This window comes from Vibrio sp. J383, assembly GCF_023503985.1.
Taxonomy (GTDB): Bacteria; Pseudomonadota; Gammaproteobacteria; order Enterobacterales; family Vibrionaceae; genus Vibrio; species Vibrio splendidus.
The window spans coordinates 68459-94784 of sequence record NZ_CP097294.1 but is presented as its reverse complement, the minus strand read 5'-3'; the positions used below and the strand labels follow the sequence as shown (position 1 = coordinate 94784).

General features: G+C 44.8%; 24 protein-coding genes. 16 read left to right on the top strand and 8 right to left on the bottom strand.

Going from position 1 to position 26326, the window contains the following annotated elements; translation table 11 throughout:
* Positions 1-13: 13 nt before the first annotated feature.
* The 8 genes from dgcA to phnE (M4S28_RS16885) all read left to right on the top strand — a co-directional run bounded on the left by dgcA (position 14) and on the right by phnE (M4S28_RS16885) (position 10096).
* Positions 14-1000 carry an N-acetyl-D-Glu racemase DgcA gene (gene dgcA / locus M4S28_RS16920; protein ID WP_249633282.1) on the top strand — a complete coding sequence of 329 codons (987 nt, stop codon included), beginning with the start codon at positions 14-16 and terminating at the stop codon, positions 998-1000.
* A gap of 382 nt (positions 1001-1382) precedes the next feature.
* Positions 1383-3356, top strand: coding sequence for an ATP-binding protein (locus tag M4S28_RS16915; protein WP_249633281.1), 1974 nt, complete (start codon positions 1383-1385; stop codon positions 3354-3356).
* Positions 3353-4705 carry a sigma-54-dependent transcriptional regulator gene (locus M4S28_RS16910; protein ID WP_249633280.1) on the top strand — a complete coding sequence of 451 codons (1353 nt, stop codon included), beginning with the start codon at positions 3353-3355 and terminating at the stop codon, positions 4703-4705. Before M4S28_RS16915 ends, M4S28_RS16910 begins: the two co-directional genes overlap by 4 nt.
* 313 nt (positions 4706-5018) lie before the next feature.
* Positions 5019-6239: a glycerophosphodiester phosphodiesterase family protein gene (locus M4S28_RS16905; protein WP_029222231.1), complete on the top strand. Its 1221-nt coding sequence runs from the start codon at positions 5019-5021 to the stop codon at positions 6237-6239.
* Between the two features lie 300 nt (positions 6240-6539).
* Positions 6540-7580 (top strand): phosphate/phosphite/phosphonate ABC transporter substrate-binding protein, encoded by a 1041-nt coding sequence (gene phnD, locus M4S28_RS16900; protein ID WP_004732989.1) that lies wholly within the window; start codon positions 6540-6542, stop codon positions 7578-7580.
* A 130-nt stretch (positions 7581-7710) separates the two neighbouring features.
* Positions 7711-8481 carry a phosphonate ABC transporter ATP-binding protein gene (gene phnC / locus M4S28_RS16895; protein WP_004732991.1) on the top strand — a complete coding sequence of 257 codons (771 nt, stop codon included), beginning with the start codon at positions 7711-7713 and terminating at the stop codon, positions 8479-8481.
* Entirely contained in the window at positions 8469-9293 is an 825-nt protein-coding gene (gene phnE / locus M4S28_RS16890) for a phosphonate ABC transporter, permease protein PhnE (RefSeq protein WP_017087092.1), read from the top strand. The genes phnC and phnE (M4S28_RS16890) overlap by 13 nt, the downstream gene beginning before the upstream one ends.
* Positions 9293-10096, top strand: a complete 804-nt coding sequence (gene phnE, locus M4S28_RS16885) for a phosphonate ABC transporter, permease protein PhnE (RefSeq protein ID WP_004732994.1) — start codon at positions 9293-9295, stop codon at positions 10094-10096. The genes phnE (M4S28_RS16890) and phnE (M4S28_RS16885) overlap by 1 nt, the downstream gene beginning before the upstream one ends.
* A 183-nt stretch (positions 10097-10279) precedes the next feature.
* On the opposite strand, the gene M4S28_RS16880 is transcribed toward phnE (M4S28_RS16885), so the two are convergent.
* From M4S28_RS16880 to hpf, 3 genes are all read right to left on the bottom strand, one after another.
* Positions 10280-11059 carry an HAD-IIB family hydrolase gene (locus M4S28_RS16880; RefSeq protein WP_102491052.1) on the bottom strand — a complete coding sequence of 260 codons (780 nt, stop codon included), beginning with the start codon at positions 11057-11059 and terminating at the stop codon, positions 10280-10282.
* 109 nt (positions 11060-11168) lie between these two features.
* Positions 11169-11324 (bottom strand): DUF3012 domain-containing protein, encoded by a 156-nt coding sequence (locus tag M4S28_RS16875; protein WP_004732998.1) that lies wholly within the window; start codon positions 11322-11324, stop codon positions 11169-11171.
* A gap of 278 nt (positions 11325-11602) precedes the next feature.
* The gene (gene hpf, locus M4S28_RS16870) at positions 11603-11959 is read right to left on the bottom strand and encodes a ribosome hibernation-promoting factor, HPF/YfiA family (RefSeq protein WP_004733000.1); all 357 of its coding nucleotides are present in this window, start codon (positions 11957-11959) and stop codon (positions 11603-11605) included.
* A gap of 420 nt (positions 11960-12379) precedes the next feature.
* Here hpf and M4S28_RS16865 point away from each other — a divergent pair, with 420 nt between their 5' ends.
* Together M4S28_RS16865 and M4S28_RS16860 are read left to right on the top strand one after the other, a co-directional pair.
* On the top strand, positions 12380-12964 hold the full coding sequence (locus M4S28_RS16865; protein WP_102536889.1) for a hypothetical protein: 585 nt from the start codon (positions 12380-12382) through the stop codon (positions 12962-12964).
* Positions 12965-13375: 411 nt separating this feature from the next.
* Complete coding sequence (locus M4S28_RS16860; RefSeq protein ID WP_004733003.1) at positions 13376-14806, top strand: YfcC family protein; 1431 nt, start codon at positions 13376-13378, stop codon at positions 14804-14806.
* A gap of 121 nt (positions 14807-14927) precedes the next feature.
* Here the strand turns inward: M4S28_RS16860 and glgC are convergent, their stop codons facing one another.
* On the bottom strand, positions 14928-16148 hold the full coding sequence (gene glgC, locus M4S28_RS16855; RefSeq protein WP_249633279.1) for a glucose-1-phosphate adenylyltransferase: 1221 nt from the start codon (positions 16146-16148) through the stop codon (positions 14928-14930).
* 399 nt (positions 16149-16547) lie between these two features.
* Here glgC and ompW point away from each other — a divergent pair, with 399 nt between their 5' ends.
* Positions 16548-17189 (top strand): outer membrane protein OmpW, encoded by a 642-nt coding sequence (gene ompW, locus M4S28_RS16850; RefSeq protein WP_102517189.1) that lies wholly within the window; start codon positions 16548-16550, stop codon positions 17187-17189.
* A gap of 200 nt (positions 17190-17389) precedes the next feature.
* On the top strand, positions 17390-19216 hold the full coding sequence (locus M4S28_RS16845) for a choice-of-anchor I family protein (protein ID WP_249633278.1): 1827 nt from the start codon (positions 17390-17392) through the stop codon (positions 19214-19216).
* A gap of 106 nt (positions 19217-19322) precedes the next feature.
* Here the strand turns inward: M4S28_RS16845 and M4S28_RS16840 are convergent, their stop codons facing one another.
* Positions 19323-20042 (bottom strand): SDR family oxidoreductase, encoded by a 720-nt coding sequence (locus M4S28_RS16840; RefSeq protein WP_004733012.1) that lies wholly within the window; start codon positions 20040-20042, stop codon positions 19323-19325.
* Between the two features lie 209 nt (positions 20043-20251).
* Here M4S28_RS16840 and M4S28_RS16835 point away from each other — a divergent pair, with 209 nt between their 5' ends.
* Positions 20252-21157 carry a LysR family transcriptional regulator gene (locus tag M4S28_RS16835; protein ID WP_249633277.1) on the top strand — a complete coding sequence of 302 codons (906 nt, stop codon included), beginning with the start codon at positions 20252-20254 and terminating at the stop codon, positions 21155-21157.
* 57 nt (positions 21158-21214) lie between these two features.
* Here M4S28_RS16835 and M4S28_RS16830 read toward each other — a convergent pair whose 3' ends face one another.
* The gene (locus M4S28_RS16830; protein WP_004733017.1) at positions 21215-21553 is read right to left on the bottom strand and encodes a winged helix-turn-helix transcriptional regulator; all 339 of its coding nucleotides are present in this window, start codon (positions 21551-21553) and stop codon (positions 21215-21217) included.
* 105 nt (positions 21554-21658) lie between these two features.
* Here M4S28_RS16830 and M4S28_RS16825 point away from each other — a divergent pair, with 105 nt between their 5' ends.
* The gene (locus M4S28_RS16825; RefSeq protein WP_249633276.1) at positions 21659-22426 is read left to right on the top strand and encodes an SDR family NAD(P)-dependent oxidoreductase; all 768 of its coding nucleotides are present in this window, start codon (positions 21659-21661) and stop codon (positions 22424-22426) included.
* Between the two features lie 135 nt (positions 22427-22561).
* Positions 22562-23215, top strand: a complete 654-nt coding sequence (locus tag M4S28_RS16820) for a cupin domain-containing protein (RefSeq protein ID WP_249633275.1) — start codon at positions 22562-22564, stop codon at positions 23213-23215.
* Between the two features lie 77 nt (positions 23216-23292).
* Here the strand turns inward: M4S28_RS16820 and M4S28_RS16815 are convergent, their stop codons facing one another.
* Positions 23293-23931 carry an NAD(P)-dependent oxidoreductase gene (locus M4S28_RS16815; protein ID WP_249633274.1) on the bottom strand — a complete coding sequence of 213 codons (639 nt, stop codon included), beginning with the start codon at positions 23929-23931 and terminating at the stop codon, positions 23293-23295.
* Between the two features lie 154 nt (positions 23932-24085).
* On the opposite strand from M4S28_RS16815, the gene M4S28_RS16810 reads away from it, so the two are divergent.
* Positions 24086-24982, top strand: coding sequence for a LysR family transcriptional regulator (locus M4S28_RS16810; RefSeq protein WP_029225576.1), 897 nt, complete (start codon positions 24086-24088; stop codon positions 24980-24982).
* Positions 24983-25128: 146 nt separating this feature from the next.
* Here M4S28_RS16810 and M4S28_RS16805 read toward each other — a convergent pair whose 3' ends face one another.
* A complete protein-coding gene (locus M4S28_RS16805) occupies positions 25129-25992 on the bottom strand; it encodes a hypothetical protein (RefSeq protein WP_249633273.1) in 864 nt (287 codons plus the stop codon).
* Positions 25993-26326 lie beyond the last annotated feature (334 nt).

Below are 26326 nucleotides of genomic sequence, written 5' to 3'. Positions count from 1 at the left end.
ACCGAGTGAAATTATGAAGATTACAGCAGACCCCATTACTATCGCGATGCAAACGGCTTTTCGCATCTCTCGTGGCAGCCGAACTGAGTGTCACGTTGTTCGTGTTTATATAGAACATGATGGCAAACAAGCTCAGGGAGAGTGCACCCCTTACCCACGATACGGCGAGTCATCGGAGTCTGTGTTAGCGCAAATCCAACAAGCGTCTAGTGCTCTTGAAGGTATGTTTGAGCGAGGCGTTACCGATCCGGCAGAGCTAAGAGATCATCTTCAGTCTTTATTGACCGGAGGGGCAGCGCGAAATGCGGTCGATTGTGCGCTTTGGGAGCTTGAAGCCAAACAACATGACCAGGTCTTCCCAAATAGCCTGTTTGAGTTGCCCAATCAAATCGTGACAGCGATGACCGTCTCGATTGGCACTCCAGAAGCGATGGCGACTCAGGCTCGAGATTATGTCGCAAATGGTGCGAAACTCTTAAAAGTGAAGCTTGATGGAGAGCAAGTGGTAGAGCGTGTTCGCGCGGTACGAGAAGCGGCGGCAGATGTTCAGATTGTACTGGATGCCAATGAAGCGTGGACGGGGCTGAATCTCGAAGAGTTGTTTAATCAACTGACAGAATTTGATATTGCGATGATCGAACAACCTCTTCCACAGCAACATGATGCGTCACTGGCACACATTAATCACCCGATACCACTGTGTGCGGATGAAAGCTGTCATACCACTTCACAGCTGTCATCTTTGTTGGGTAAGTATGAGATGGTCAATATTAAGCTCGATAAAACCGGTGGTCTGACTGAAGCATTGGCTCTTGCAAAAGAAGCCCAAAGGCTCGGATTTACTCTGATGTCGGGTTGTATGCTAGGAACCTCATTGGCGATGCGGGCAGCGCTGCCTATCGCCGTTCAATCTGAAATTGTCGACCTTGATGGCCCAGTCTTACTTGGCCAAGACGTTTCTCCTGCTCTGACTTATCGAGATGGGATGATTATTCTCTAAGTTCGCTGAGCCTCGGGTTAGTCGATGGACATGATATAAATGAAATCGCATGAGTGAAAGCTTGTGCGATTTTTTAGATCTCTAGTCCTTAACTTATTAAATAATCAAAGGTTTTTACTGCTTGATTGAGCGTGCTATTCGTATGATTTACGGGCGTATTGATAAAGTAATCACGTTTCTGTCGGTGCGGTCACTTTCTATTATCGCAAAACAGACAGCTCAAGCTTTATAAAACAATTGTTATGATATCTTATGTGAAATGTTAATGATTACTCTTCATTTAATAGCTTCACTAAAGCTATTCGATGCAAACCTAAGTAAGGATTACACCCTAACTAATTGAATCATTGACAGTTTCTGTTGATTATTTGATGAGAAGAAGGTGGAGCGAGTGAGTAGTCATGTCTCCGAGGTTGTAGAAAATAAGGATAGTTTCGAGCGCCCGTTCTCGATCAAAATTCCACGTCGTAAGTGGTTTGGTTGGAAAGGCATTGAGCTGCGCTTGGTACTTGCGTTAGCCATGCTATCGATGACCACTATCTTCCTCTCGGTTGTCTCTAGCTTTACCTTCGATGATTTAAACCAACGTCTTGTTGAGCTAAAGGAGAGTGAAATCCCGGCCTTAGATAATGCCGCACGCCTAAATGATATGGTGCGAGTGATTATCACAACGTCTTCTCAGCTCGGTGACGCTGAATCGAATTTAGAGCGCAAACAGGCGATGCTAAAAATCGAAGGCGCTATTTCTGTGATGAATAGCGTAATGGTTCAATTTCCGGATTATCACTCCTATTTTAAAGATCTTATCGCCCAAGTTAATAACAGCCTTAGCTTGTTGTATCAAAGTGAAATTGAGTCAGAACAGCTCAACCAAGAACTTCGAAATCTACTGGAAGGTTTTTACCCGCTACTGCAGCAAGCTAGTGATTCACTCGATAGCTTACCTGAGTCTGCCAAAGACCAAATCCAGTACACACAGCTCAAGTCTCTGCTTTATTACCAATTAGGCTTGGTCGAAAAGCTGTATAACGACTCCAGTTTTAATGAACTGGATTACACCAGTTTGCGATTAGAGCAGGTAGGGGAAGAGTGGTGGAAGCTCTGGGTCAGTGGTGATTTAAGAAGTGATTTTCCTCAATTAGATCATCAACTCACGGTGATTTATAACCTTGCCTCAAGCGATAGCAGCTTGTATGGGATGAAAAACAAAGCGCTCGATCATCTTTATCAAGAGCAATACTTCCTGCAAAACAGCCGCGAGCATTTGAACCAATTAACCGTGCAGATCGAAAGCAACACCAGCAAGGTGAATAGCAATATTGACCAATCGATTCAGCAGGCACAGCAATCTTTGCAATCTAACCAGCGTCTCTCTCTTTTCCTTTCTCTATTTAGCGTGTTGGCTGCCGCTGCTATTTCATGGTTCTACGTACGTAAGAGCATTTTGGAAAGACTTTTACAGCTTAAAGACAACATGTTTGCGATTTCTACCGGCCATTTAGATACCGAAGTGTCCATTCGTGGCAAAGACGAAGTGACGCAAATGGCCAAGTACCTGAAGGTGTTCCAAACCACGGCTAAAATCGTTAAGCAGACCAACAGAAAATTAGAAGCCGAAGTGGAAGAGCGAACCCTAGCCGAAGCCAAATTGCGAGTGACTCAAGATGAGTTAATCCAAGCGGGTAAGTTGGCGGCATTGGGACAACTCAGTGTCGGGATCACGCACGAGATCAATCAACCTCTGACGGCTGTGAATAGTCACGTTCGAAGCGCTCAGCTCTGGCTCGGTAAAAATAGACCAGACAGAGCACAAGAGAATCTTAAAAAGATCGAAGTCCTGCTAGAAAAGGTGGCTGCGATTACTCGTCACTTAAAAGCCTTCTCACGTAAGAGCGACGGCAAGATTGATAATGTGGAACTAGAGAAGGTGATTGGTGATGCGATTGATCTGTTTGAAACCAGACAGAGCCCAGTGTCGATTCTATATTCGCCCCAAAGCTACCAGATGGTTCGAGCCAACAGCATACGCTTGGAACAAGTGCTGGTGAACCTCATCAGCAATGCTCTGGATGCGATTGAGCATAAAGAGCAGCCTCAACTTAGTATTGCAACGCAAGAGCTTTCGAACACCATACAGATTTTGGTTAAGGACAACGGACTGGGCATACCTGAAGAAGATATCCCGTATTTGTTTGACCCATTTTATTCCAGAAAAACAACAGGTAAGGGGCTTGGGCTAGGCTTGTCTATCGCATACAACATAATAAAAGATTTTGGCGGCTCGATTCACGTGGAATCGGTTGAACACCAAGGCACCACCTTTATCGTCACTCTACCAAAAGGCACAGGTTCATGATTTCAGAAAAACACATAGTTCTTATCGACGATGAAATAGATGTCGTCGAAGCCGTGAGCGAAATGTTAGAGCTAGAAGGGTTTAGTGTCACCACCTTTACTGATCCCAACCTTGGCCTAAAGTCGCTTAAAGCAAACAGTCAGTCGGTTGTGCTGTGTGACGTGCGCATGCCGAAAGTGGACGGTTTGACGTTGTTGAGCTCAATCCAACACCGTGCCCCGAATGTGCCCGTTTTATTGATGAGTGGCCATGGCGATATTCCAATGGCGATCGAAGCGATGAAGTTGGGCGCTTTCGACTTCCTAGAAAAACCGCTTAATTCGAGTGAGCTGGTGGAGAAGCTTGATTTGGCGATTACCCAGTGTCAGCACAGCTGCCCGTCAACCTTGGATGGTGATGAGCAAGAGGATTTACCGATTGAATCTGTGGTTATTGGCCAATCAAAAGCGATGGATACGATACGTAAGCAAGTGCTCGCTTTAGCGCATACTGGCGTCGACACCATCATCAACGGAGAAACGGGAACGGGCAAAGAGGTGATAGCTCAAGCTCTGCATCAATTCAGTCGTCGTAAGACTAAGCCATTTGTCGCGATTAACTGTGGTGGCATGACAGAGAGCATTATTGAGAGTGAGTTGTTTGGCCATGAAGCGGGTTCGTTTACTAGCGCGAACAAGAAGCGTATTGGCAAAATAGAACAAGCCAATGGTGGCACTCTGTTTCTCGATGAAATTGAGAGCATGCCGATTGCGGTACAAATAAAACTGCTGCGCGTGATTCAAGAGCGAATGATTGAGCGTGTTGGTGGTAATGAGTTGATACCTGTCGACATCGTCGTGGTCGCAGCCAGTAAAGCCGATCTCGTGAGCTTGAGTGAGTCTGGGGAGTTCAGAGCCGATCTCTTCTATCGATTGAACATTGCGAGCTTAAACCTTCCGGCACTGCGCCAACGAAAAGAAGACATTCAGGTGCTGTTTCGCCATTTTGTGATTCAAGCGAGCCACAAATATAAGACGCGCCCATCAACGATTTACCCTGAGCAGATACAGCAGCTATGTCGGCATGAATGGCCGGGTAACGTTCGTGAACTACGTAATGTCGCTGATCGATTTGTGTTGGGTATCGTCGGCGATGGCTTCGATCTTCAGTCACCGATTTGTGAAGCGTCCGGAGAAGATTTCGCTTTTGAAAAGCAGATGGAGCAGTACGAAAGGAATGTACTGACGGAGGCGCTAATAGAAAGCGCAGGTAACATTAACGAGGTATCAAGTAAGCTGAATTTACCGCGTAAAACCCTTTATCGAAAAATGAAGAAACACCAATTAGATAAAGAGAGTTTCAAAGCTTAATTCGTTCAGGTGTTTGTTAAATGGAAAACCAAAATCAAAAGCAAAACCAAAGCCAAAAGAAAAAGCACAAGACAACAATGACCCATTTGGTTTTTAGTCGAATGGCTAACTGTTTCAAGTGATTGTAATAAAAGAGCTTTAACATCTGGCACAAAGCGTGCAACCCCTACATTGTGGCGTCAGCCCACACGAGGTTATTCGGTGTTGAGTCAAAAAACATATGACAGCTATCTATATATGACAGCTATCCAACATTGAATGATCGAATAAAGGACATTAGAAAAATAATTGCTTGTTGCAAGGAGATACAAACATGAAGCAAATACTGAAAGGTTCGATTGCTCTGATATTAGGCATGAGTTCAATAACGGCATGGGCCGCTGCAGAACCAGCAAACTTAGGACCTCGTCCCCTCTTTTTAGTCAACAATATGGATGAGAGCCCTTTGAAAACTAAGCTGTTGAGTTGCAGCGAAGGACCTTTTCATCGTAGTGATTTTTCTATTGGGCATCGCGGAGCTGCGATGCAGTTTCCTGAGCACACTAAGGAATCTTATTTAGCGGCGATTCAAATGGGCGCAGGCGTTGTCGAGTGTGATGTGACCTTCACCAAAGATAAGGCGTTGGTATGCCGTCACTCGCAAAGTGATCTGCACACGACGACCGATGTATTAGCACACCCAGATCTTGCGAAGAAGTGCTCAACCCCGTTTACACCAGCTAATCCAGCGACAGGCGAAGATGCTCAGGTTGAGTGCCGTACTTCTGATTTCACGCTGGCTGAGTTTAAGACGCTCAAAGGTAAAATGGATGGTGCGAACCCAAAAGCCACCACGGTTGAAGAGTACATGAACGGGACTCCAGGTTGGAGAACCGATCTTTACAGCCAAAGTGGCACACTGATGACACACGCAGAAAGTGCAGCACTCTTTAAAGAGCACGGCGTGAAGGTCACTCCTGAATTGAAATCAGCAGCGGTAGATATGCCTTTCAATGGATTTAGCCAAGAGATGTATGCGCAGAAGTTGGTGGATGAACTGAAAGAAGCGGGTTTCAAGCCTTCTGAGACTTACCTACAGTCATTCAACTTGGATGATGTGAAGTATTGGATCAATGAAACGCCGAAGTTCGGCAAACAAGCGGTTTATCTTGATGACCGTGTTTATGAGCAAGCGGACTTTGTCGCGTCTGTTGAAAACATGAAAGAGCTACACGATGCGGGCGTGAATATCATCGCACCACCTCTGTTTGCTTTGGTTGAACTTGATAAGAACAACGAATTAGTGGCGTCTAACTACGCGAAACTGGCTAAGGATGCGGACCTCGACATTATCGCATGGACACTGGAACGTTCTGGCCCGCTAGCGCAAGGCGGTGGTTGGTACTACAAGAGCGTGAAAGATGGCATCAACAATGATGGCGATATGATGAAAATGCTTGATGTGTTGGCACAAGATGTTGGTGTGATGGGCGTATTCAGCGATTGGCCTGCAACGGTAACTTATTACGCTAACTGTATGGACAGCGACGCATAGGCGATTCTGAGAACGCTGTTACGTCGCTAATTATAGCGTTTGTATAGAGAGCGCTTAGCCAAAGAATAATAAGAGAAAAAGCAGTGAACCAAAGAGCCTTCGGGCTCTTTTTTTACCACTGAAATTGGTGGGACAGAAATGACCCAAATGATTGGTTTTGAGTTGGACACTTATGACTCAAAAGTAATTTGAAAGTTTGGGGTTTTATTTAAGCCTTTGAAATTAAAGATATAAAAAGGTGGCACAAAGGCTGCAGTAGCTAAGGTGACTTTCAACAATAAGTAAAAGTAAGGTTTGAATATGAAAATCAGTGTTAAAGGACTGTTAATCGCTAGCTCATTACTACTTCCTTCAATGGCTATGGCAAGCGACTGCTCTAGCCGTGGTGTGTTAGACGATCGATACTGTGATGAAAACCAAGATTTGGTGGCCGATTCACCAAAGAACCCAGACGAGTGGAATGACCCAAGTACGCTTGTGTTTACTTACACGCCTGTAGAAGACCCTGCGTTGTACAAAGATGCGTTTGCGGATTTCCAAGCTCACTTAAGTAAAATTACGGGTAAGCGAGTGATTTACTACACAGTTCACTCGAACTCTGCGCAAGTAGAAGCGATGCGTTCTGGTCGACTGCACGTTGCAGGTTTCTCTACGGGCCCAACAGGCTACGCAGTTAACTTAGCAGGTTACGTTCCAATTGCGGTGAAGGGCGATGAGTCTGGTTTCCAAGGCTACAACCTAATCACGATTGTGCGTAAAGACAGCGGCATTAACAAAATGTCTGATCTGAAAGGCAAAAAGGTTGCACACACTTCTGCATCTTCCAACTCTGGCAACCTAGCTCCACGTGCGTTATTCCCAGCGAAAGGCCTAGTGCCAGATGAAGATTACAAGGTGCTTTACTCAGGTAAGCATGACCAATCGATTCTAGGTGTTTTCAATGGAGATTATGACGCAGCACCTGTGGCATCGGACGTGTACGATCGTATGGTAGCTGCAGGTCGTGTTGACGATTCTGAACTGAAGATCATCTACCGTAGCCCACGCTTCCCAACGTCTGCTTTTGGTTACGCTTACAACCTAAAACCAGAGTTAGTTGAGAAGATCAACGAGGCTTTCTTTAGCTACCGCTTTACACCAGAAATGAGCGCATCGTTTAAAGGTGCTGACCGTTTCTCTCCAATCAGCTACAAAGAAGAGTGGGATGTAATTCGTGATATCGCTCATGCGACAGGTACGGCTTACACCAAAACTGGCTTGAAGAAATTGGCTGAAAAAGATGCGGCTAAACGCGCAAAGAAAAAAGCCGCTGAGCTAGCAAAACAAGCAAACAACGGCTAGTTCTTAGCTCTGTTGGAAGGCTAAGTTTTAGAAAGACTTAGCCCTTTAAAAAACACCTACTTCAACTAAATATCTATGCCCTCGCGGGTAGGGCATAGATCATTCGAAAATTCGCACAAGGAAATGCAGTATGGCCGTAGCAAGCTATGAAGGAATAAAGATAAACAACCTTTTCCACGAATACGTGGCAGGCAAGCCAATCCTTAAAGGCATTAATATTGATATCGATGAGCCAGGTATCATCGCGATCATTGGTCCATCTGGTACCGGTAAAAGTACGCTTCTGCGCTGTATCAACCGACTCAACGACCCAAGCCAAGGTGAGATCATATTTGATGGCGCAGACCTGACTCAATTAAAAGGCCAAGCGCTACGTAAACAGCGTCGACACATCGGCATGGTGTTTCAAGAATATAACCTCGTGGAACGTTTAACGGTTATCGAGAACGTGTTGAGTGGCCGTTTGGGTTACATGACCGCTTGGAATGCATGGCGTCGTAACTACTCTGCGCAAGACTTAGCTAAAGCGTTCGAGCTACTTGAATTTGTTGGCTTGCAAGACTTTGCTAACCAACGCGCCGACAGTTTATCGGGCGGCCAAAGACAGCGTGTCGGTATCGCTCGCGCCGTTATGCAAGACCCATATATCTTATTGGCGGATGAACCGACGTCATCACTCGACCCGAAAACCGCGGTTGAGATCATGGAGTTGATGGAGACATTCGCAGAACAGAAAAACATTCCCGTGTTGGTTAACATCCACGATGTGAACTTAGCCAAGCGTTATGCCAAGCGCATCATCGGCATGTGTAACGGTAAAGTTCATTATGACGGTAGCCCTGAAGGGATCTCAGAAGAAGATCTAAAAATCATTTACGGGGGTGAGTCATGGCTGGATTAACCCCAAGTTCATCGCCAAGCGTACCGTCAAACCAGTCGCCAGCGAAGCATGAAAACCCGTTCAAAACCTCATGGACTAACCGAGCAATCATCGCTGCAATCATTGGCTACCTGTTTTACAGCTTTGCGACGTTAGGACTGACTTTTGATCGTTTGGTCATCGGTTTTGGTGAAAGTGAGCGGTTACTATCAAGAATGTTTCCGCCTGATTTCTCGCGTACTAGCTTACTGCTGAGTGGATTAGCGGAAAGCTTACAAATTGCGATTATCTCAAGCTTCTTTGGCATCGTTATTTCATTGTTTCTGGGCTTGTTAGCTGCGAGAAATATGATGCCTTCAATCGTATCGACGCCAATACGTTGTTTCATCGCACTATGTCGCTCTTTTCACCCGGTGATTATCGCAATCCTATTTGTGAAAGCGGTGGGCTTCGGTGCCCTAGCTGGGATCCTGACTTTGGTCTTCGCATCGATTGGTTTTATTGCCAAGCTTTTTGCAGAAGCGATTGAAGAGATCTCTTTTAAACCGGTTGAAGCGATTAAAGCAACCGGTGCCAGTTTTATCAGTGTCATTTTGTATGCGGTAATGCCTCAAGTGTTTACTCGTTTTATTGGCTTTGCTAGTTACCAGTTGGATTCAAATCTACGTAACTCAACCATGGTTGGCATTGTGGGTGCGGGCGGCCTTGGTGGTACGCTTTTCTCTGCATTCCAACGCTTCGACTACGACTTTGTCGCTGCTATTTTGATCACCATCATCGCATTGATTCTTGTGGGTGAATTTCTTTCCAACATTGTTAGGAGAATCTTCTAATGACAACTGCATCTATCGATAAAGAGTGGCAGCGCTTTACACCCAACGAACGTGTGGCTCGATTTGCCGTTTACCTTAGCTTAGTGTGTGCGATTGTTTGGTCTTGGCAGACGGTTGAAGTGATTCCTGAGTTCCTATACGACGCGCCAGCGCAGTTTGCTGACATGTTCGAGCGTATGGTGCCAGTGGACTACGCTTTCTATCCTGAATCAATCCACGCAGCGATGATTGAAACACTGCACATTGCGACGTTAGGTACCTTGTTTACCTTGATATTTGCGATTCCATTGGCGTTGTTGAACGCGCCAAATATCACACCTAACAAAGCGCTGAACTGGGTGGCTCAATTCTTTCTGGTGTCTTCACGTTCTGTGAACTCATTGGTTTGGGCTTTGTTGTTTATCGCACTATTTGGCCCCGGTGTTCTCGCAGGCATTATGGCAATTGCCATTCGCAGTATCGGCTTTGTAGGGAAGCTGTTAGCGGAAGCGATTGCCGAAGTGAACATGGGGCCTATCGAAGCTCTGCGCGCAACTGGCGCTTCTTGGATGAGCATCTTGCTTAAAGGGTATTGGCCACAAGTGATGCCCGCATTCTACTCCATCGTGTTGTTCCGTTGGGACATCAATGTGCGTGAATCTGCGGTATTGGGGTTAGTGGGCGCTGGTGGTATTGGCGTGGTGCTAAACGATGCGCAGAACCTTTTTGAGTGGCAAAAAGTTTCGATGGTATTAGTGAGTATCTTCGCAGTGGTTATCGTTGCAGAAGCCGTAGTGATCCACATCCGTAACAAACTCATATAAACATATGGTGCAATACAGCGTGTTTTGTGTTTTGTGTGATGTGTCAAAGTTAAGAGCTTATCTAGCATTTTGAAGCTCAAACGACCCTAGGTACTTCGGTCTACCTAGCGGTCGTTTTTTTATGTCTATTGAGTGACCTAAGACCTTGTTAGAAGTAGAAGGGCGTGATTCGTTTTTAAGTGTCTAGCTTTTAACTGCCAGCAGCGCATCCACAAATTCTGCAAACCCATAGCCACCCGGCTGCGACATCACCTTACTTGGATGATGCTCTAACTTATCCCAATAATGCTTAATGTTTGCCACGCCAACTGTGAGTGGTAGTGATTCGAACATCTGCTGATCGTTCATTGAATCGCCGACATAGCAGGCCTGATTGTGGATTTTCTCAAGCGATAAGCCTTTATTAGCAAGGAAACGGTGCACGGCGTTTTTCTTTGAGTGTTCGCCATACCAAGCATTGATATGAATCGAACTTGCCGTCGCGTGTGCGCCTAAAGCGTGTATTCTTTCGAGTACCGCTTGAACAGTTTCAGGATCAACAGGCTTACGGTTTTGGCCGATATCAATCGCGACCTCACACAAGCGGTAAGATTGATCCAAAGTTAGCGAGAGGTCGGGGTAACTCAGCAAGATCGCTTCAACTTCTTGTTTTAGCTTAGCTTGGTTCTGACGCACTTGTTCTAGCGGTGTTTCTGATGAGAGTTGTAATGCACCATCTTGCTTCTCTAGTAAGAAGGCGCCGTTCTCTCCAAGCACGGCATCGACAGGCCAAAGCTGAGCAATATGGTCACACCAACCAGCACAGGCTCCCGTTACTGCGACTACTTTGATTCCATTGTCTCTCAGCTTCTGTAACGCAATCAGGGTTTCTGGAGGGAGTGAACCTTGCCAAGTGAGCGTGTCATCGACGTCGGTTAATACCCAGTTGATGTGTTGCCAGTCATTACCTAGTTGGTGTTCCATCCTCAAACTCACTTATTCGGGTTTATTGTGTTGTGTGGAGTGCTCTGTTCGTCGTTAAACGTTTTTCACTCAGTGCTACTAAGTGTCGTTAATTAACGCTTAACCGTGTTTAGAAAACACAATGTTTAGCAAAATCACCGGCTTCATTGGCAGTCCAGTCGCCTTTCGGTTTTTCTTTCATATCTGTACACCAAGCTTCACTGCCCACTTCTGTACAAGCCATCAGTTGAGTCGCTAGAAATAGAATTAGCGCGATTTTTTTCATAATAAACATTCCTTTATTCTCTAAATTTCTGCTTATAACTGTACCAAATACGACTAGAAATTGTTATAGCAGCCAGTGACATAAGTTTGCTAAAAACGATATAGAGTTGGACTTGGTTCGAAGATGAGAAGTGAAGGGGTTAGGCCGTCGCGATAGTCAAAATCAAAGTAATAGATTGATAAAGAGATTGAGGGGGGATCGAAAAAGCCAGCAACATGTGCTGGCTTTGAAATTCTTGTGCGCTTCTATTCGTTAGTGCGCTTTAACTACTTATCGAGTTATACCAGTTTCATCTCTTGGATGATGTCCGAAGCGATTTCTGGCTTCGTGCTCGTTGGTTTCTCGTGTAGGTCTGCTTTCAATTGTCCCTTACGGTTACTTAGGCCTGCTTCAAGTTTCTTGAGTGCTGCAGCGATAGCTGGGTACATAACATCGTCTGTAGATTTTGCTGTTACTCGTACACCTTCGTAGTTGGTGAATACTTCTACCTGATGTTGACCGTGTTCTTTAGTAATGATGATGTCGCAACTGATCAGTGATGGGAAATGGTTCGATATCTTCTCGAATTTACTTTCGATGTCTTTGCGTGACTCGTCGTTAATTGATACGTGATGTGTTTGAACATTTATTTTCATAAATCATACCTTTCCAATGACTGTGTCATTTAAACGTAGCAAACATCGGTGAGTTTAACCAACTGCGAAATAGCACATGTGTGATTCACTTCAGTGTTATCAAATAATCTCCCATTACTCCCTTGAAAGTCCGATGAACTGGTCGCATATTATGTTTCGTGAATTTCAAACGTGTTTAAAAATCCCTCACCTTTGAAGTATTACTCCAATTCACTCTTTCAACTTAGTTTTTATCGCCCTAATCACGCATCACTCCAAATACTTATTCTAGTCTGCTTTTATAAATCCACATCCATTTTAGTGAACAAAACATATCTGCTCTGTCAATATCACAATTACTGATATAAAGAACAATGAGATATTGAGATGAATTTTAGTACGGGATACTCTAACAGCCATCTTCTATTTGGATCCGTTATCATGAAAATGCCTGTTAAATTCGCTGCAATTGCAGCTTCCCTTTCTTTCGCTTTCAATGCCTTTGCTACCCCTGTTGAGTTTCAGAAAATTCCAGAGATCATGCAGCAGTTTGAAACGGCAGAACTGTACGTTAAGAAGTCGGTCACCTTAGGTCGTTTACCGGCCGAGTCTGAAATTGGCATTGATTTCCCGACCTATGTTTCAGACGGTGAGGGCGGTTACAGCATCGAGACAAATAACGTAATGACAGATTCTGTTGTTATCGCAAGCATGCCGAAAGCGATTGTGGATGATGTTTTCAACCAATGGCTAGTACCTAAAGAGACATGGATCAGCAGCTACGGATCTTTGCCAACCTCGACCACTGAATTTAAGCCCTTTAAGCGTATTAAAACCATTAAAGCGATTAAGATCGATGCTGAAATGCTTGAGCTGTTAGGCAGTGAAGATGGCAACACGGCGATGATCAAAGTGAGCTGGGATGAGAAGGGAATGAAGGTCTATAAGGATGGCTACTTAGCGGATTATGAGTACGGGATTGCCCCTCATGAGATGCAAGAAAACTATGAGCTAGCGCCTAAGTAATTAAGTTCAATGTAAGAAAAGCGCCCAGTTTTTGCTAGGCGCTTTTTTAAGCCCACCAAAACATGACGAAACTCACACTTTTCTGACAATTTACCGCTCGTTGTGTTAGCATGCGCGGCTTGTCTTTGTAATTGATAAAAAACATATTACTCAGCGGATTTCTTTGTTTATCTGCCCGTAATGACCTCATTCAGTTTGGCCTGACTTGGCTGAACATCTGCATTTTGCTCGGACGCAAAGAGAGTAGTACTCACTACTTCACTATGTACATTTGAGAGCACCATCTATCAAAGGCCTTTTTGAAACAGCCTAAATTAGCGCGAACTTAATTCTGCGTGAAGGGTTTCGTTTTTCCAAAAATCCCTCTCGGCGGCTAAGTACTCCTTAGTTGCTGACAAGTAAGGAGTCTATATGACGACTACGGTATCTACGTCCGTACCTACATCTCAAGCTGGTAACACAGCTCCGATAGAGAAAGAAGTAAACCACCCGTTTCTCTCTTTGGTTATCATGGTGATTGTTGCTGCAATCGCAACTTACTTCATCCCTGCTGGTGAGTTTGAACGAGTGGTCATGAATGGCCGCACGGTTATCGACCCAGACAGTTACACACTATTAGCCAGTAACCCAACAACATTAGCCTCTTTTTTCGAATCATTTTTTAAAGGCTTCAAATCCGCTTCTGGTGTGATGGGTGTTGTGGTATTCGTTGGTGGTGCTTTCGGCATTATCAAACACATGGGTTTGTTAGACGCATCCGTCGTTGCGCTAACCACTAAGCTAAAGAAGCAAGGCTTGTACGTGATTGCACCTGTGATCATGACGGCGATCTTTTTCAACGTCACCTTCACGGGTATGCGTGAACTTGATGTCATTTTTATCTCTTTGATGATCCCTATCTGTATCAAACTTGGCTATGACGCGATAACGGCACTTGGTGTTGTTTTACTGGCAAGTTGTGCTGGTTTTGCAGCTGCGCTAGCTAACCCATTCTTCACAGGTATCGCACACACTATTGCTGAACTGCCTATGTATTCAGGCATGTGGTACCGCTTTATTGTTGGCATGTTCATGTTGTTAACGGGTGCTTGGTATGTACTTAACTACGCGCGCAAAGTTAAGCAAGATCCAACCAAAGGTTTGTTGCATGGTACGGGTTACCACTACGAATCTAGCGTTGAAGCGAAAACACTGACTACTCGTGAAAAGCTTGCGGGCATCGCGTTCTTGGGCGTATTCGCATACATGATCTTCGGCACGCTGACGATGGGTTTCGGTTTCACTGAGATTGCGGGTGCATTTGTGGCGATGGCGATCATTCCGGGTTTGGTTGCGGGCTTGTCTCCGAATAAGATTTGTGAATATTGGACCAAAGGTGTCAGCGATGTATTGGTTGCTGTGCTGATCATCTTCTTCGCTCGCTCAGTGTTGACCATTATGGAAGACGCGAAGATTGTTGATTCTATTATCTTCTATCTTGCACAGATCATTTCTGGTAGCTCTAAACTTGTGGCAGCAGCAGGGATCTACTTCTCGCAGGCTGCGATCAACTTATTCATTCCGTCTGGCAGTGGCCAAGCTGTGATCACTATGCCAATCATCATTCCATTGGCAGATATTGGTCAAGTGACTCGCCAAGTAGCAGCACTTGCTTCTCAATTGGGTGATGGTATTTCTAATTATATTTACCCAACCAACGGTGGCTTGTTAGCGGTATTGGCTATTGCAAAAGTGCCTTACACCAAGTGGGTTCGTTTCTTCTTACCGCTGTTCTTGTTCTGGTCAGTGGGCGCTTTGATTTCAGTTGTGATTGCTCAAATGATTGAGCTAGGGCCTTTCTAAGGTTTCTGTTTAATCGAATACATGGACAGTTAAGGCTTAACTGAAGCCGTGTGAGTAAATAAGAAGGCAGCGAATTCGCTGCCATTTTTTGTTTAAAGAAAAGCTATTCTAACGTCAAAGATTATTCTTCAAATTGGTAAGAAGAGGGCACCACAATGACGCCTTTTTTCGATATATGAAAGCGTTTAGCGTCGGCAAGGCTATCAATGCCGATTTGGGTTCCATCTGGCACCTTAACGTTCTTATCGATGATGCAGTTTTGAATGTGACAATTTTTCCCAATTTCCACATCTTCAAACAGAATACTATCAATCACAATCGCGGCATTGCTGACTTTGACCCTAGGGAAGAAGATAGAGTTTTGCGCTGAACCGCCTTCAATCACCACCCCATTCGCGATCATCGAGTTGATGAATATCCCCTGGTTACCTTCGACCGAAGCAATGGTTCGCGCGGGCGGCAGTTGCGGCTCGTAGGTGCGGATTGCCCAATCGGGTTGGTATAAATCGATAGGGGAAACTGGCTTTAGCAAATCCATATTGGCTTGATAATAAGAGTCGAGGGTACCAACGTCTCTCCAATAAGCATCTTGTGTCACTCGGCCTTCGGTGTCTCCAAATTTGTAGGCATAAACGCTTTTATCCCCCACCAATTTAGGTATCACATCTTTACCGAAATCGTGGCTGGAATTTGGATCTTCTGCATCCGCCAGCAGTGCTTGTGTAAGCACTTCTTTATCGAAAATATAAATTCCCATAGAAGCCATGCTTCGTGTTGGTCTTCCGGGTACGCAGGCAGGATAACGGGGCTTTTCTGTGAAGTTGTTTATCTGATGCGATTCGTTAATTTCCATAACGCCAAACTCTTTGGCTTCATCAATCGACACTTCCATACAAGCCACCGTTAAGTCGGCTTCGCTCTGTTTATGTTGTTTGAGCATTGGCGCGTAGTCCATACGATAGATATGGTCACCGGATAGCACCACCACATGCTTGGCTTCACTACGTGAAAGCAGATACAAGTTTTGATAAATCGCATCGGCCGTTCCGCTATACCAGCTATCACCTGTGCGCATTTGTGGGGGAACATTGGTGATGTATTCGCCGAGCTCGGGGTTAAGCACCGACCAACCATCACGTAAATGTTTTTGCAAAGAGTGAGACTTGTACTGAGTTAGTACCAAAATTTGGCGAAGCCCAGAATGCAGGCAGTTCGCGAGAGTGAAATCGATGATTCGATATTTGCCACCAAAGGGTACCGCAGGTTTTGCGCGGTTATCGGTGAGGGGAGAAAGCCGAGAGCCAACACCGCCGGCCAGAACGATCGTTAGAGTGTCTTGCATAGTCAGAACCTCAATGTACTTATGATTATGAACATAGACTTGCAAGCACTAAGCCAAATGTAACTTGTTGAATATTAGGTGATGTGTGAGCTGATAATACGAGGCTGCACCAAATTGATGCACACGAAATGCTGGCTTGCTCCATTTTGATCCAAAAGATCTGAGTAAGGTTGAGTTGTTGGATTTAACGGCATGACGCACGGGAAAGTTGCATTACAAAACTGTCAATAAAATGAAGGAATAAAGTGATCGAGTCGATATAAATTTACATAAATGGTCACAAGTTTTCACAAATTGATTTCCATCAATAAAGTAGGGTTATTATATGCTACCTTGCACGCAAAATAAGAAATGATTACTCATTCACAATTAGAACAAGCCCTACAAAAGGAAATAATAATGAAAAAAACAGTATGTGGTATTGCGGTTATTGCGGCTCTTATGTCTACCAATGTACTTGCTCATAAAGAAGGTGATTTCATCATCCGTGCAGGTGCAGCGACCGTCTCTCCAAACGACAGCAGTGGAGATGTTCTTGATACTGCTGGAGTTAAGTTCGGTGTCGATTCTAATACTCAACTTGGTCTTACTTTCGGTTACATGTTTACTGACAACATCAGTCTTGAAGTATTAGCAGCTAGCCCTTTCTCTCATAACATTTCAGCTACTGGCCTTGGAGATATTGCAGAAACTAAACACCTACCACCAACGTTTATGGTTCAGTACTACTTTGGCCAAGCGAACAGTGACTTCCGCCCTTACGTAGGTGCGGGTATCAACTACACCGTATTCTTCGATGAATCACTAAACCAAGGCGCGAAAGATCTAGGTCTAAGCGACTTATCTCTTGATGATTCTTGGGGCTTAGCAGCAAACATTGGTATGGACTACATGATCAATGAAGACTGGTTTCTGAACGCATCAGTTTGGTATGCAGACATCGGCACTACAGCAAAATATAAGTTTAATGGCCAACAGTTCTCAACAGACGTTGATATCGACCCATGGGTATTCATGATCGGTGGTGGTTACAACTTCTAATTCACCTCATTAGTTTACTAAAGGCGCTCAAGCACCAGCCAGCTTGGGCGCTTTTTTTATTGCTTGCTAATAAAACGCTCACTCCAACTTGCTGTTGTTATGGGTAAAGTAAACTGATTGCCGTCATTTATTATTAATAAAAGAGAAAGATAAGTGTCATAACAACGCTCTATGATCGCGATTCTAATTATGGAGGATATATGAATCGTAAATTTAATAAGCTGACTTTATTACTGCCTATCGCGGTAAGTTCTGCTCTGGTTGGGTGTTCTCAGTCAACTTCAACGACTGCAACACCATCAACAACTGCTACGCAATCTCAAACGTCACGTGATGCTTTTAACCTTCAATGCCAATCCATCCAACAACCAATCGCATCCGATGCCGCGGTTACTGGCATTAGTCTGGTTGGTCGTTCAATTGCCTATGCCCCATTTGATACCTCAGCAGCCGAAATCGTCAGCTACGACTCATGTACCGACAAGCTTTATGTTGTGAACGCCCAAGCTCAGAAAGTTGATGTGTTATCAATGAACTCGGTTAGTGAACCAACATCTTCAGGTTCGATTGATCTTCAATCAGCGGCTGTCGCTTCTGGTATTGATATTGGTGCCGCGAACAGTGTATCGACTCATCAAGGTTTGGTGGCTGTAGCGATCGAAAACGCCGACAAGCAACAAAATGGCATCATTGCGCTTTATCGCTCAGACACATTAGAGCTGATCACCACTTACGTTGCAGGCGCACTGCCAGACATGGTGAGCTTTTCTAAGGATGGCCGTTACATTGCATCAGCAAATGAAGGGGAGCCGAATGCGGATTACAGCATTGACCCTGAAGGCTCAGTGACATTGGTAGATTTAGCTAGTGGCCCTCTGCAAGCGAAAGTCACGCAGATTGATTTTAAGGCATTCAATCAAGGTCAGCCACGCCATGCAGAACTGACAGACAAGGTTCGAATCTCTGCTCCTAATGCAACCGTTGCTCAAGATCTAGAACCTGAATATCTAACGTTTGCTGACAACGGAAAGCTCTACGTAGCCCTTCAAGAGAACAACGCATTGGCAGCAATTGACGTGGCGAGTGCAGAAATCGATGCGATTCTTGGATTAGGTGGAAAGCCTTGGGATACCGCTCAGTTGGATGCGTCAAACAAAGACAAAAACATCGGTAACCTGCAAAGCTACGCAATGTTAGAAGGCCTTTACATGCCAGACAGCATCACGAGCTACAGTGTTGATGGGAACACCTACATTGTGACTGCGAACGAAGGTGATGGCCGTGAATATGGCATCAAGGCGACACAACAAATGTGTGAAGACAAAGGCTTTGAGTGGGATGGTGACGATTACCAAGGCACCGAAAGCTACACAACAGAAAAAGACTTTTGTATTGCTTATGTAGATGAAGTGCGTGGCAAGAAGCTAGATGTTGATGTTAACCACCCACTAGCGGGTGCTTTGAAAGACAACAAACAACTTGCTCGTCTTAAAGTGATTAAGCCACAAGAGACACTTGCTGCTGATCAAAAGGTTCAAGCATTCGGTAGCCGTTCTTTTTCTATCTGGGATCAATCAGGCAAGTTAGTATTTGATAGCGGTGATGATTTTGCTCGAATCGTACTTGAGCAAGATCCGGAAAACTTCAACAGCACCAATGATAACAACCAAAGTGGTGACGATCGCAGTGATGATAAAGGAGCGGAACCTGAAGCTATCGAAGTGGCTGAGATCAACGGCAAGCACTATGCCTTTATTGGACTTGAGCGCCAAGGTGGCATCATGGTTTACGACGTAGCACAGCCTAAAAACGCAAGTTTCATCAGCTACTTGAACAATCGCGACTTTACTCAGCCAGTGTGCACTAAGGTTGATGAAGACGGTGATTGCGACAACGAGACTTACAACGCTAAAGCGGGTGATTTAGGTCCAGAGTCAATCAAGTATTTCACTCGCTCTGGTAACCACTTTATCGCGGTCGGCAATGAAGTGAGCGGCAGCACATCAGTTTACCGCGTTGAGTTTTAATCACGCTTCTTACTAGCAATTAGATTGAATCAAAACAAAAGCGCCACTACTGAATAAGTAGTGGCGCTTTTTAGTTCATCGCTTGTTTAGTAGCGATAGCAAAGGCCTATGGCTGTTGCTTAGTTGGTGCTAGAGCAATCTCACGGATACATACGTTCTGTGGTTGTTGGTAAGCGAATGATACAGCGCGAGCGATATCGTCAGCTGCCAATACGCCGCCCATGTCTTCTTTCCAAGAATCGTAACCGTCTTTGATCTCTTGAGATGTTGTGTGAGACAGAAGCTCAGTTTCTACAGCACCCGGTGCGATAGTGGTAACACGAACGTTTGAAGCCGCCACTTCTTCACGTACGTTTTCAGAGATAGCGTGAACCGCGAACTTAGTACCACAGTAAGCAGCGTGGCTTGGGAATGTTTTCTTACCCGCGATAGAGCTGATGTTGATGATAGTACCTGTGTTACGTTCCATCATCGGAGCAAGTACAGACTGCATGCCGTTTAGAAGACCAATCACGTTCACATCGAACATTGTCTTCCACTCTTGAGCGTCTTGAGTATCGATTTGACCAAGAAGCATTGCACCAGCGTTGTTGATAAGTGCATCTACAGGGCCAAATTTCTCTTCACCTTGAGCGATTGCTGCATCAAATGATGCTTTGTCTGTTACGTCTACCTTCACTGATAGTGAGTTTGGTAGGTTAAGCGCTTCAAGGCGATCAACACGACGAGCTAAAAGTAGCAGAGGGTGACCTTCATCGCTTAGACGACGAGCGATTGCTTCACCAATACCAGAGCTTGCACCTGTAATTACGATTAGTTTTTTCATTTTATTTCCTCTGTACTTTTATTGCGTCGGTTGGCTACGACGTATTGTTTAAGTGCATTCGAATCAAGTGCTTGTTGCCTTGCTTCGTTGCGATGGAGGTATATTAAGGAAAATAGCATTGTTGATATATAGCTCTTTACTTGAAACACTGTTGCTGTGGTGCAACAATAAAACGTGTATCTCATAACCTCACTAGTAAGCTGGCGGCCATGCTCAATCAAATTAACCTGTCTGATATTCGCTCCTTCGTGCTGATCGCTCGTTTAGGTAACTTCACTAAAGCAGCGGAGGAGCTTGATGTGTCGCGGTCCCACGTATCACGCCAAGTGAGTAGCCTCGAGAAGCAGATGGGCGTGACCCTGTTTATCCGCACCACTCGAACCTTAAGGCTGACTCACGCAGGGCAAGATCTGTACGCGAGATGTGAACAAGCCTTAGATAATATAGACCAAGCCTTGATTGCTGCTGTGGACGATGTCGAAGAAGTACGTGGCGACATAAAAGTAAATTGTGTCGGCGGTTATCTTGGTGAGGTGATCATCGCGGATCTGGTCAATGAGTTCATGCAACTCTACCCAGATATCAGCATCAGTCTTGATTTCAGTAGTAACCGAGTCGACCTGATTGAAGACGCTTTCGATATCGCTTTTCGCATGGGAAGCTTAGAAGACGCGGGCTTTATCGCAAGAAAGTTATTAGACATCGAGATGGGAACACTCGCGAGCCCTGAATATTTCGCTCGTAAAGGAAAGCCAAGCCATCCTAAAGATCTGATCCACCATGATTGCTTAACGGGGTCTGTGCGTAAGTGGAGCTTTCAAGCTTTGGACGACACCAAGAAAACGGTTGATGTGCATGTGACGGGCAGGTTGCAATGCAAAAATGGCCGAGTGTTGGTGCAAGGCGCGAAGTCGGGTAATGGGATTATTCGTGTTCCAACCATCTATTGCTTACAAGAACTCAACGACGGGCAATTGCTGCAAGTGTTTGAAGAATGGGTGGTGCCTAAGGTCGACTTTTCAGCGATCTACCATCGAGACCGCTATCAACCGAGCCGAATTCGAACCTTCATTGATTTTGTGAAAGGCCGTTTTGAGAAAATGCCAGTCAGCTAAATGGCGCGTGCTGCCTACCTTCCTCCTTCTTTTGGCAATAGTTGGACTGGCTTGGGCTTACATCTCGTCGATTTCGTTTTGTAGGTTTTCCAGCTGGTCTAGAATCAACAAGAACTTCTCGCCGAACGGCGTCACTTGGTATTCAACTCTTGGTGGCAGTTCGTTGAACATTTGTTTATCTAAAATCCCAAACTCCACATTTCGCTTCAAGCATTCATTCAATACCTTAGTCGATAACCCTTCGACCGAGCGCACCATTTCACCAGGGCGATTAATGCCATTTGCCAGTAATTGGTAAACCGTTAGCGACCATTTACAGCCGTAGATGGTTTCTACCATGCGAGCTGAGCGCTCTGGTGCCGATTTTCTTGAAAAAAAGTTTTCCTGATTTTTCATAAAGATGTACCAATAAGTACCTACCTAACCGATTTGTACTTACTATTCATAGTGTTAGTTCAAGGCCTAAGATTACCACGTTCACATGACTTAGGAGATAACAAAATGAACTTCACTAAAAATGGTATTGCAGTAGTAATCGGTGGCACAAGTGGTATGGGCTTTGAAACAGCGAAGCAATTAGTCGCTCAAAACATCCATGTGTTGGTTGTCGGCAATAACCCAACTAAGTTAGATAAAGCGGTGTCAGAATTGCAATCGTTGGGCCACGCTTCTGGTTGGCAAGCTAACCTTTATGATGATGCGAGTGTGTCTCGCCTTATTGCGCATTTAGAGTCGCTCGAAGAAGGTATTGGTTACCTTGTTAATGCGGCTGGTTACTTCAACCCTAAAGCGTTTATTGAGCACCAAGAATCTGATTACGAGCAATACATGCAGCTTAATAAAGCAACCTTCTTCATTGCTCAAGCGATAAGCAAGTTGATGATCAAGAACGGCGGCGGCAGTGTGGTTAACGTTGGTTCTATGTGGGGTAAGCAAGCAATCAAAGCGACGCCATCTTCTGCCTATTCAATGGCTAAAGCAGGCCTGCACGCATTAACACAACACATGGCAATGGAACTGGCTGAGCATAACATTCGTGTGAATGCAGTGTCTCCGGCTGTGGTTAAAACATCGATTTACGAATCTTTCATTAAACCGGAAGAAGTGGATCAAGCGCTAGAAGGCTTTAATGCGTTCCACCCTATTGGTCGAGTAGGTTTGCCGAAAGACATCGCCAATAGCATTTCTTTCTTACTGTCAGACAGTGCTGATTGGGTAACGGGTGCAATCTGGGATGTTGACGGTGGCGTGATCGCTGGCCGCAATTAATCAGGATTCTTTTTAGGTGGCTGTCGCGCAGGCAAAATAGCAGCGAGATAGCCTCCTTGATGAGTATTCGCGTAGAATAGAAACTAGAAAGACAACAATAATAATTAAAACGATAACAAGAGTAAGGTCGCCATTATGTTCAATATGGACTTTTCAAAGAGACTGGTTATAGAAACCGAGACATTAGATTGGATCGCAAGCCCAGCCAAAGGGGTATGGCGCAAGCCGCTTGAAAGAGAAGAGAAAGAATCGGGCCACACAACCAGTGTTGTGAAGTACGATCCTGAATCTTCGTTTTCTGAGCACCCGCACCCACAAGGCGAAGAGATCTTCGTATTAGATGGTGTGTTCTCAGATGAAACTGGAGATTTCCCTGCAGGCACTTATATCCGTAATCCCCCGGGCAGTGCGCATTCTCCATCAAGCAAAAATGGCTGCACGATCTTGGTGAAGCTCAACCAGTTTGATGCGAGAGACTTAACTCAAGTTCGCATTAATACTCTAGAAACAGAGTGGCTTCCGGGTATTGGTGGTTTACAAGTGATGCCACTGCATGAATTCGAACACGAGCATGTCGCGTTAGTGAAATGGCCCGTTGGTGAGCGCTTTCAGCCACACCGTCATTTTGGTGGTGAAGAGATCTTTGTGTTGTCAGGCACTTTTAAAGATGAACATGGCGTGTATCCAAAACACACTTGGATGCGTAGCCCTCATATGAGCGAGCATTTCCCTTATGTGGAAGAAGAGACGGTTATCCTAGTGAAAACGGGTCATTTGCCATTGGATTAAAGGAATGCTCAATATAAAGATGAGAAAGCCGCATTGTTTTGAACAAGCGGCTTTTTTAGTTTTTATATATGAGCTGACTAGTAAGCGACACCAATGCGTTGGCGTGGGAACTTGCCAGCTTCGAGTTCATCAATCATCGCGATAGCGTAGTCGCTGACGGATATTTTGCTGTTGCCAGCTTCGTCGGTGAGCAGTTGGTCGCCACCTGTACGGTAGGTCGACAGTTTCTCACCCGGGAAAATTTCTGCTGCAGGGCTAATGAAGGTCCAGTTAACTTCGCTGTTAGATTGCTTAAACACTTCAAGAGCTTCACCCTGAGCTAGCGCTTCGTTTTTGTAATCCGCAGGGAAGTCAGGAACGGTCACTAGCGGAACGTTTGGCGCCACTTCTAATGAGCCTGCACCGCCAACCCACAACAAGCGCTCGATACCGATACTTGGTAATGTTGCCAGCAATTTAGTCGCAGTGTTTTTTACGATGTCGTGATTGCCTAGAGCGCGTCCACCAATCGAAGCAATTACCGCATCAACGCTTGAGAAAGCGGTCGCTAGACTTGCCGCTTCATCTTGTAAATCAAATGAACGAACTTCAACATCGCTGATTTCTACGCGGCTTGCATCTCTTACAACAGCAACAACTTCGTGTCCGCGAGATTGAGCTTCTTGAGTGATGTGGCTACCAATCCAACCTGATGCGCCTAATACTGCAATTTTCATAATGTCTCTCCAATTATCTAATTTATTGAGTCTGTTTCTCGACAGCCATTGCAGTCTAATAGCTCACTAGATTGCGATAAATATCGTAAAATGATGTAGATTGTATCTATATAGTTATCTAATAAGCTTGGTTAAGTCGGTAAGGGAGAGTGTGATGGACAGGTTGACGGCGATGCGTAGCTTTGTTGAAGTCGCAAATTGCGCCAGTTTTACTCAAGCAGCAGAGCATTTGGACATGAGCCGTTTACAGGTTTCACGGCATGTTCAAGAGATCGAAGGGTGGTTAAAACAAAGGCTTCTGCACAGAACGACTCGTAAGGTAAGTTTGACGACAGCAGGGGAGATTGCGCTACAACGTTGCGAAAAAATACTCCATGAAACGGCGGAGCTAGAAGTCACTGCACTTAATCAAACCGATGCTCTTTCCGGAACCATTCGAATAGCAGCCCCAATTGGCTTGACTCAACATATGCTGTTGAGTGTGGTTGAACAGTTCACAGAGCTTCATCCCAGTATCACAGTAGAGCTTTTTGCTTCTGACCATTTTGCTCAGCTGGTGGACGACAGAATCGATATTGCGCTGCGCTATACCGATCAACCTGACGATAGTTTGATTGCTCGAAAGCTAATGGAAATTGATTCGGTGGTGTGTGCCTCACAAGACTACCTAGACAAACACGGTGAACCTGAAACGGTTGAAGCGCTTAGACAACACAATTGTTTTCGTCATTTGAGTGTCTCTAAGTGGGATTTTGTTAAGGATAACCAACATTATTCGGTTGAGGTGTCGGGGACTATTAAGGCCAATGATGTTGGGGTGTTAGCTCGCGCCGCACAGCATGGCAAAGGGGTTGTTCGATTACCTTGTGATTTAGCGAATCCGTTGATTGCAGAAGGGAAGTTGAAACGAATTTTGGATGATTTCGTTTCACCGAGTAGTGTGCTTTGGGCGGTGTACTTGTCTCGCAGTTATCAGCTGCCTGTTGTTCGTCAGTTCATTGATTTTGCAGCAGAAGCTTGGTCTAGCGATATCAAATCTGGAGACGTTTAAGCTTACATCGCTCATAACTTGTCTCGTCCTAAAATAGAACCAAATAAATCTATAAGCCCATAAATACAAAAATCCGATATCAATGGTGATATCGGATTTGAACTCAATAATTCAGAGTTCCAGCACGCTCTCCTCTCACGAAGTCTTTACATGTAATGATGTACGGATAATCGGGTGTTTATCGCCTTATCGTTGATGCCAGGTAAAGGCTGATACAAGCTTTTGGTAATGTCTGATAATACTTGGTCGTAGACTTGCGATACCACAGTAGAGATATCACTGGTTAACTCGTACATGCTATCTGCTGGTTGGGTCGCTTCAGTGCTTGATGCGATCTCGGTAAGTGCATGCATCGCACGTGTACAAATGGGTGATCCACTGCTGATAGGGCAGATAATCGATAATTGGTTGAGTTTACGGTGTGTCTGAGATGCGTAGAATTTGAATCTCGCATACTCCTCAGGCTTCTCCATATCTGCCTTTTCTATTTCAGGGATACACATTCGTAACTTGGTCAAGATCTCCATGCAGTCTAAGATCTGTTGCCAATTCATGTGGTATTCACTACTCATGTCTTCTCGCTCAGACTGGATCAGCCAGATGATCATCACTTCATCCATCAAGAACATGCTGTGGCGAATTGTTTTGCCATGAATCGATTGGTTACGCACCAAGCTGCGGTTTTGCCAGTCGCTGTGCATAGCGATGAGCTTGAGGTGATAGATGCGATACATAGGTCGGCTATCGAACGACACATGGGATTGAAGCAATTCAGAGACCTCAAGTATGTTGTCGTAAATCTCGTTTACTTTACGAATCGAGTCGCTAGACAATTTATACGCCAGAGCGTAATGCGTTGCAGCGCGATGTTTACGTGATAACAACAATAGCTCTCTAAGCAAAACTAAGGTTTCGAACCGGTGTGATAGCGCTGTTTCTCTCTTCCTTGAGAAATGATACAGGGCGGAAAGTACTAATAGGGATAAACCCACTGAAATAACTACAAACATATTCTACTCCTAATATCTGCATACCTACTTAGTGGTAGTGCAGACACCATGCCAAAATATATAATTGTTATATTTCAATTGCTTATGTTTTTTCTCTATTTATGGATGTTCAATAATGGTGCATGACTTCACCATTCGAGTGAATTTTTCTCATATTTTGCAGGACTTTTTGAGAGGTTACGCTTTTCTTGTGATTAGGCTGGGGAGGTTTCGATAGGTAGGGACACTTCGGCGATCAATCTCTAGCTCGTCTCAAAATACGGAAATTAAAAAGGCCTAATTCTTTAATGCTATTAACTAGAAACAGCATTAAAGAATTAGGCCTTTCAATATT

Bases quoted from the DNA above. Each gene is read 5' to 3' on its own strand.
- dgcA (WP_249633282.1), top strand. From the start codon at position 14: ATGAAGATTACAGCAGACCCCATTACTATCGCGATGCAAACGGCTTTT.
- M4S28_RS16910 (WP_249633280.1), top strand. From the start codon at position 3,353: ATGATTTCAGAAAAACACATAGTTCTTATCGACGATGAAATAGATGTC.
- M4S28_RS16905 (WP_029222231.1), top strand. From the start codon at position 5,019: ATGAAGCAAATACTGAAAGGTTCGATTGCTCTGATATTAGGCATGAGT.
- phnD (WP_004732989.1), top strand. From the start codon at position 6,540: ATGAAAATCAGTGTTAAAGGACTGTTAATCGCTAGCTCATTACTACTT.
- phnC (WP_004732991.1), top strand. From the start codon at position 7,711: ATGGCCGTAGCAAGCTATGAAGGAATAAAGATAAACAACCTTTTCCAC.
- phnE (WP_017087092.1), top strand. From the start codon at position 8,469: ATGGCTGGATTAACCCCAAGTTCATCGCCAAGCGTACCGTCAAACCAG.
- phnE (WP_004732994.1), top strand. From the start codon at position 9,293: ATGACAACTGCATCTATCGATAAAGAGTGGCAGCGCTTTACACCCAAC.
- M4S28_RS16880 (WP_102491052.1), bottom strand. From the start codon at position 11,059: ATGGAACACCAACTAGGTAATGACTGGCAACACATCAACTGGGTATTA.
- M4S28_RS16875 (WP_004732998.1), bottom strand. From the start codon at position 11,324: ATGAAAAAAATCGCGCTAATTCTATTTCTAGCGACTCAACTGATGGCT.
- hpf (WP_004733000.1), bottom strand. From the start codon at position 11,959: ATGAAAATAAATGTTCAAACACATCACGTATCAATTAACGACGAGTCA.
- M4S28_RS16865 (WP_102536889.1), top strand. From the start codon at position 12,380: ATGAAAATGCCTGTTAAATTCGCTGCAATTGCAGCTTCCCTTTCTTTC.
- M4S28_RS16860 (WP_004733003.1), top strand. From the start codon at position 13,376: ATGACGACTACGGTATCTACGTCCGTACCTACATCTCAAGCTGGTAAC.
- glgC (WP_249633279.1), bottom strand. From the start codon at position 16,148: ATGCAAGACACTCTAACGATCGTTCTGGCCGGCGGTGTTGGCTCTCGG.
- ompW (WP_102517189.1), top strand. From the start codon at position 16,548: ATGAAAAAAACAGTATGTGGTATTGCGGTTATTGCGGCTCTTATGTCT.
- M4S28_RS16845 (WP_249633278.1), top strand. From the start codon at position 17,390: ATGAATCGTAAATTTAATAAGCTGACTTTATTACTGCCTATCGCGGTA.
- M4S28_RS16840 (WP_004733012.1), bottom strand. From the start codon at position 20,042: ATGAAAAAACTAATCGTAATTACAGGTGCAAGCTCTGGTATTGGTGAA.
- M4S28_RS16835 (WP_249633277.1), top strand. From the start codon at position 20,252: ATGCTCAATCAAATTAACCTGTCTGATATTCGCTCCTTCGTGCTGATC.
- M4S28_RS16830 (WP_004733017.1), bottom strand. From the start codon at position 21,553: ATGAAAAATCAGGAAAACTTTTTTTCAAGAAAATCGGCACCAGAGCGC.
- M4S28_RS16825 (WP_249633276.1), top strand. From the start codon at position 21,659: ATGAACTTCACTAAAAATGGTATTGCAGTAGTAATCGGTGGCACAAGT.
- M4S28_RS16820 (WP_249633275.1), top strand. From the start codon at position 22,562: ATGTTCAATATGGACTTTTCAAAGAGACTGGTTATAGAAACCGAGACA.
- M4S28_RS16815 (WP_249633274.1), bottom strand. From the start codon at position 23,931: ATGAAAATTGCAGTATTAGGCGCATCAGGTTGGATTGGTAGCCACATC.
- M4S28_RS16810 (WP_029225576.1), top strand. From the start codon at position 24,086: ATGGACAGGTTGACGGCGATGCGTAGCTTTGTTGAAGTCGCAAATTGC.
- M4S28_RS16805 (WP_249633273.1), bottom strand. From the start codon at position 25,992: ATGTTTGTAGTTATTTCAGTGGGTTTATCCCTATTAGTACTTTCCGCC.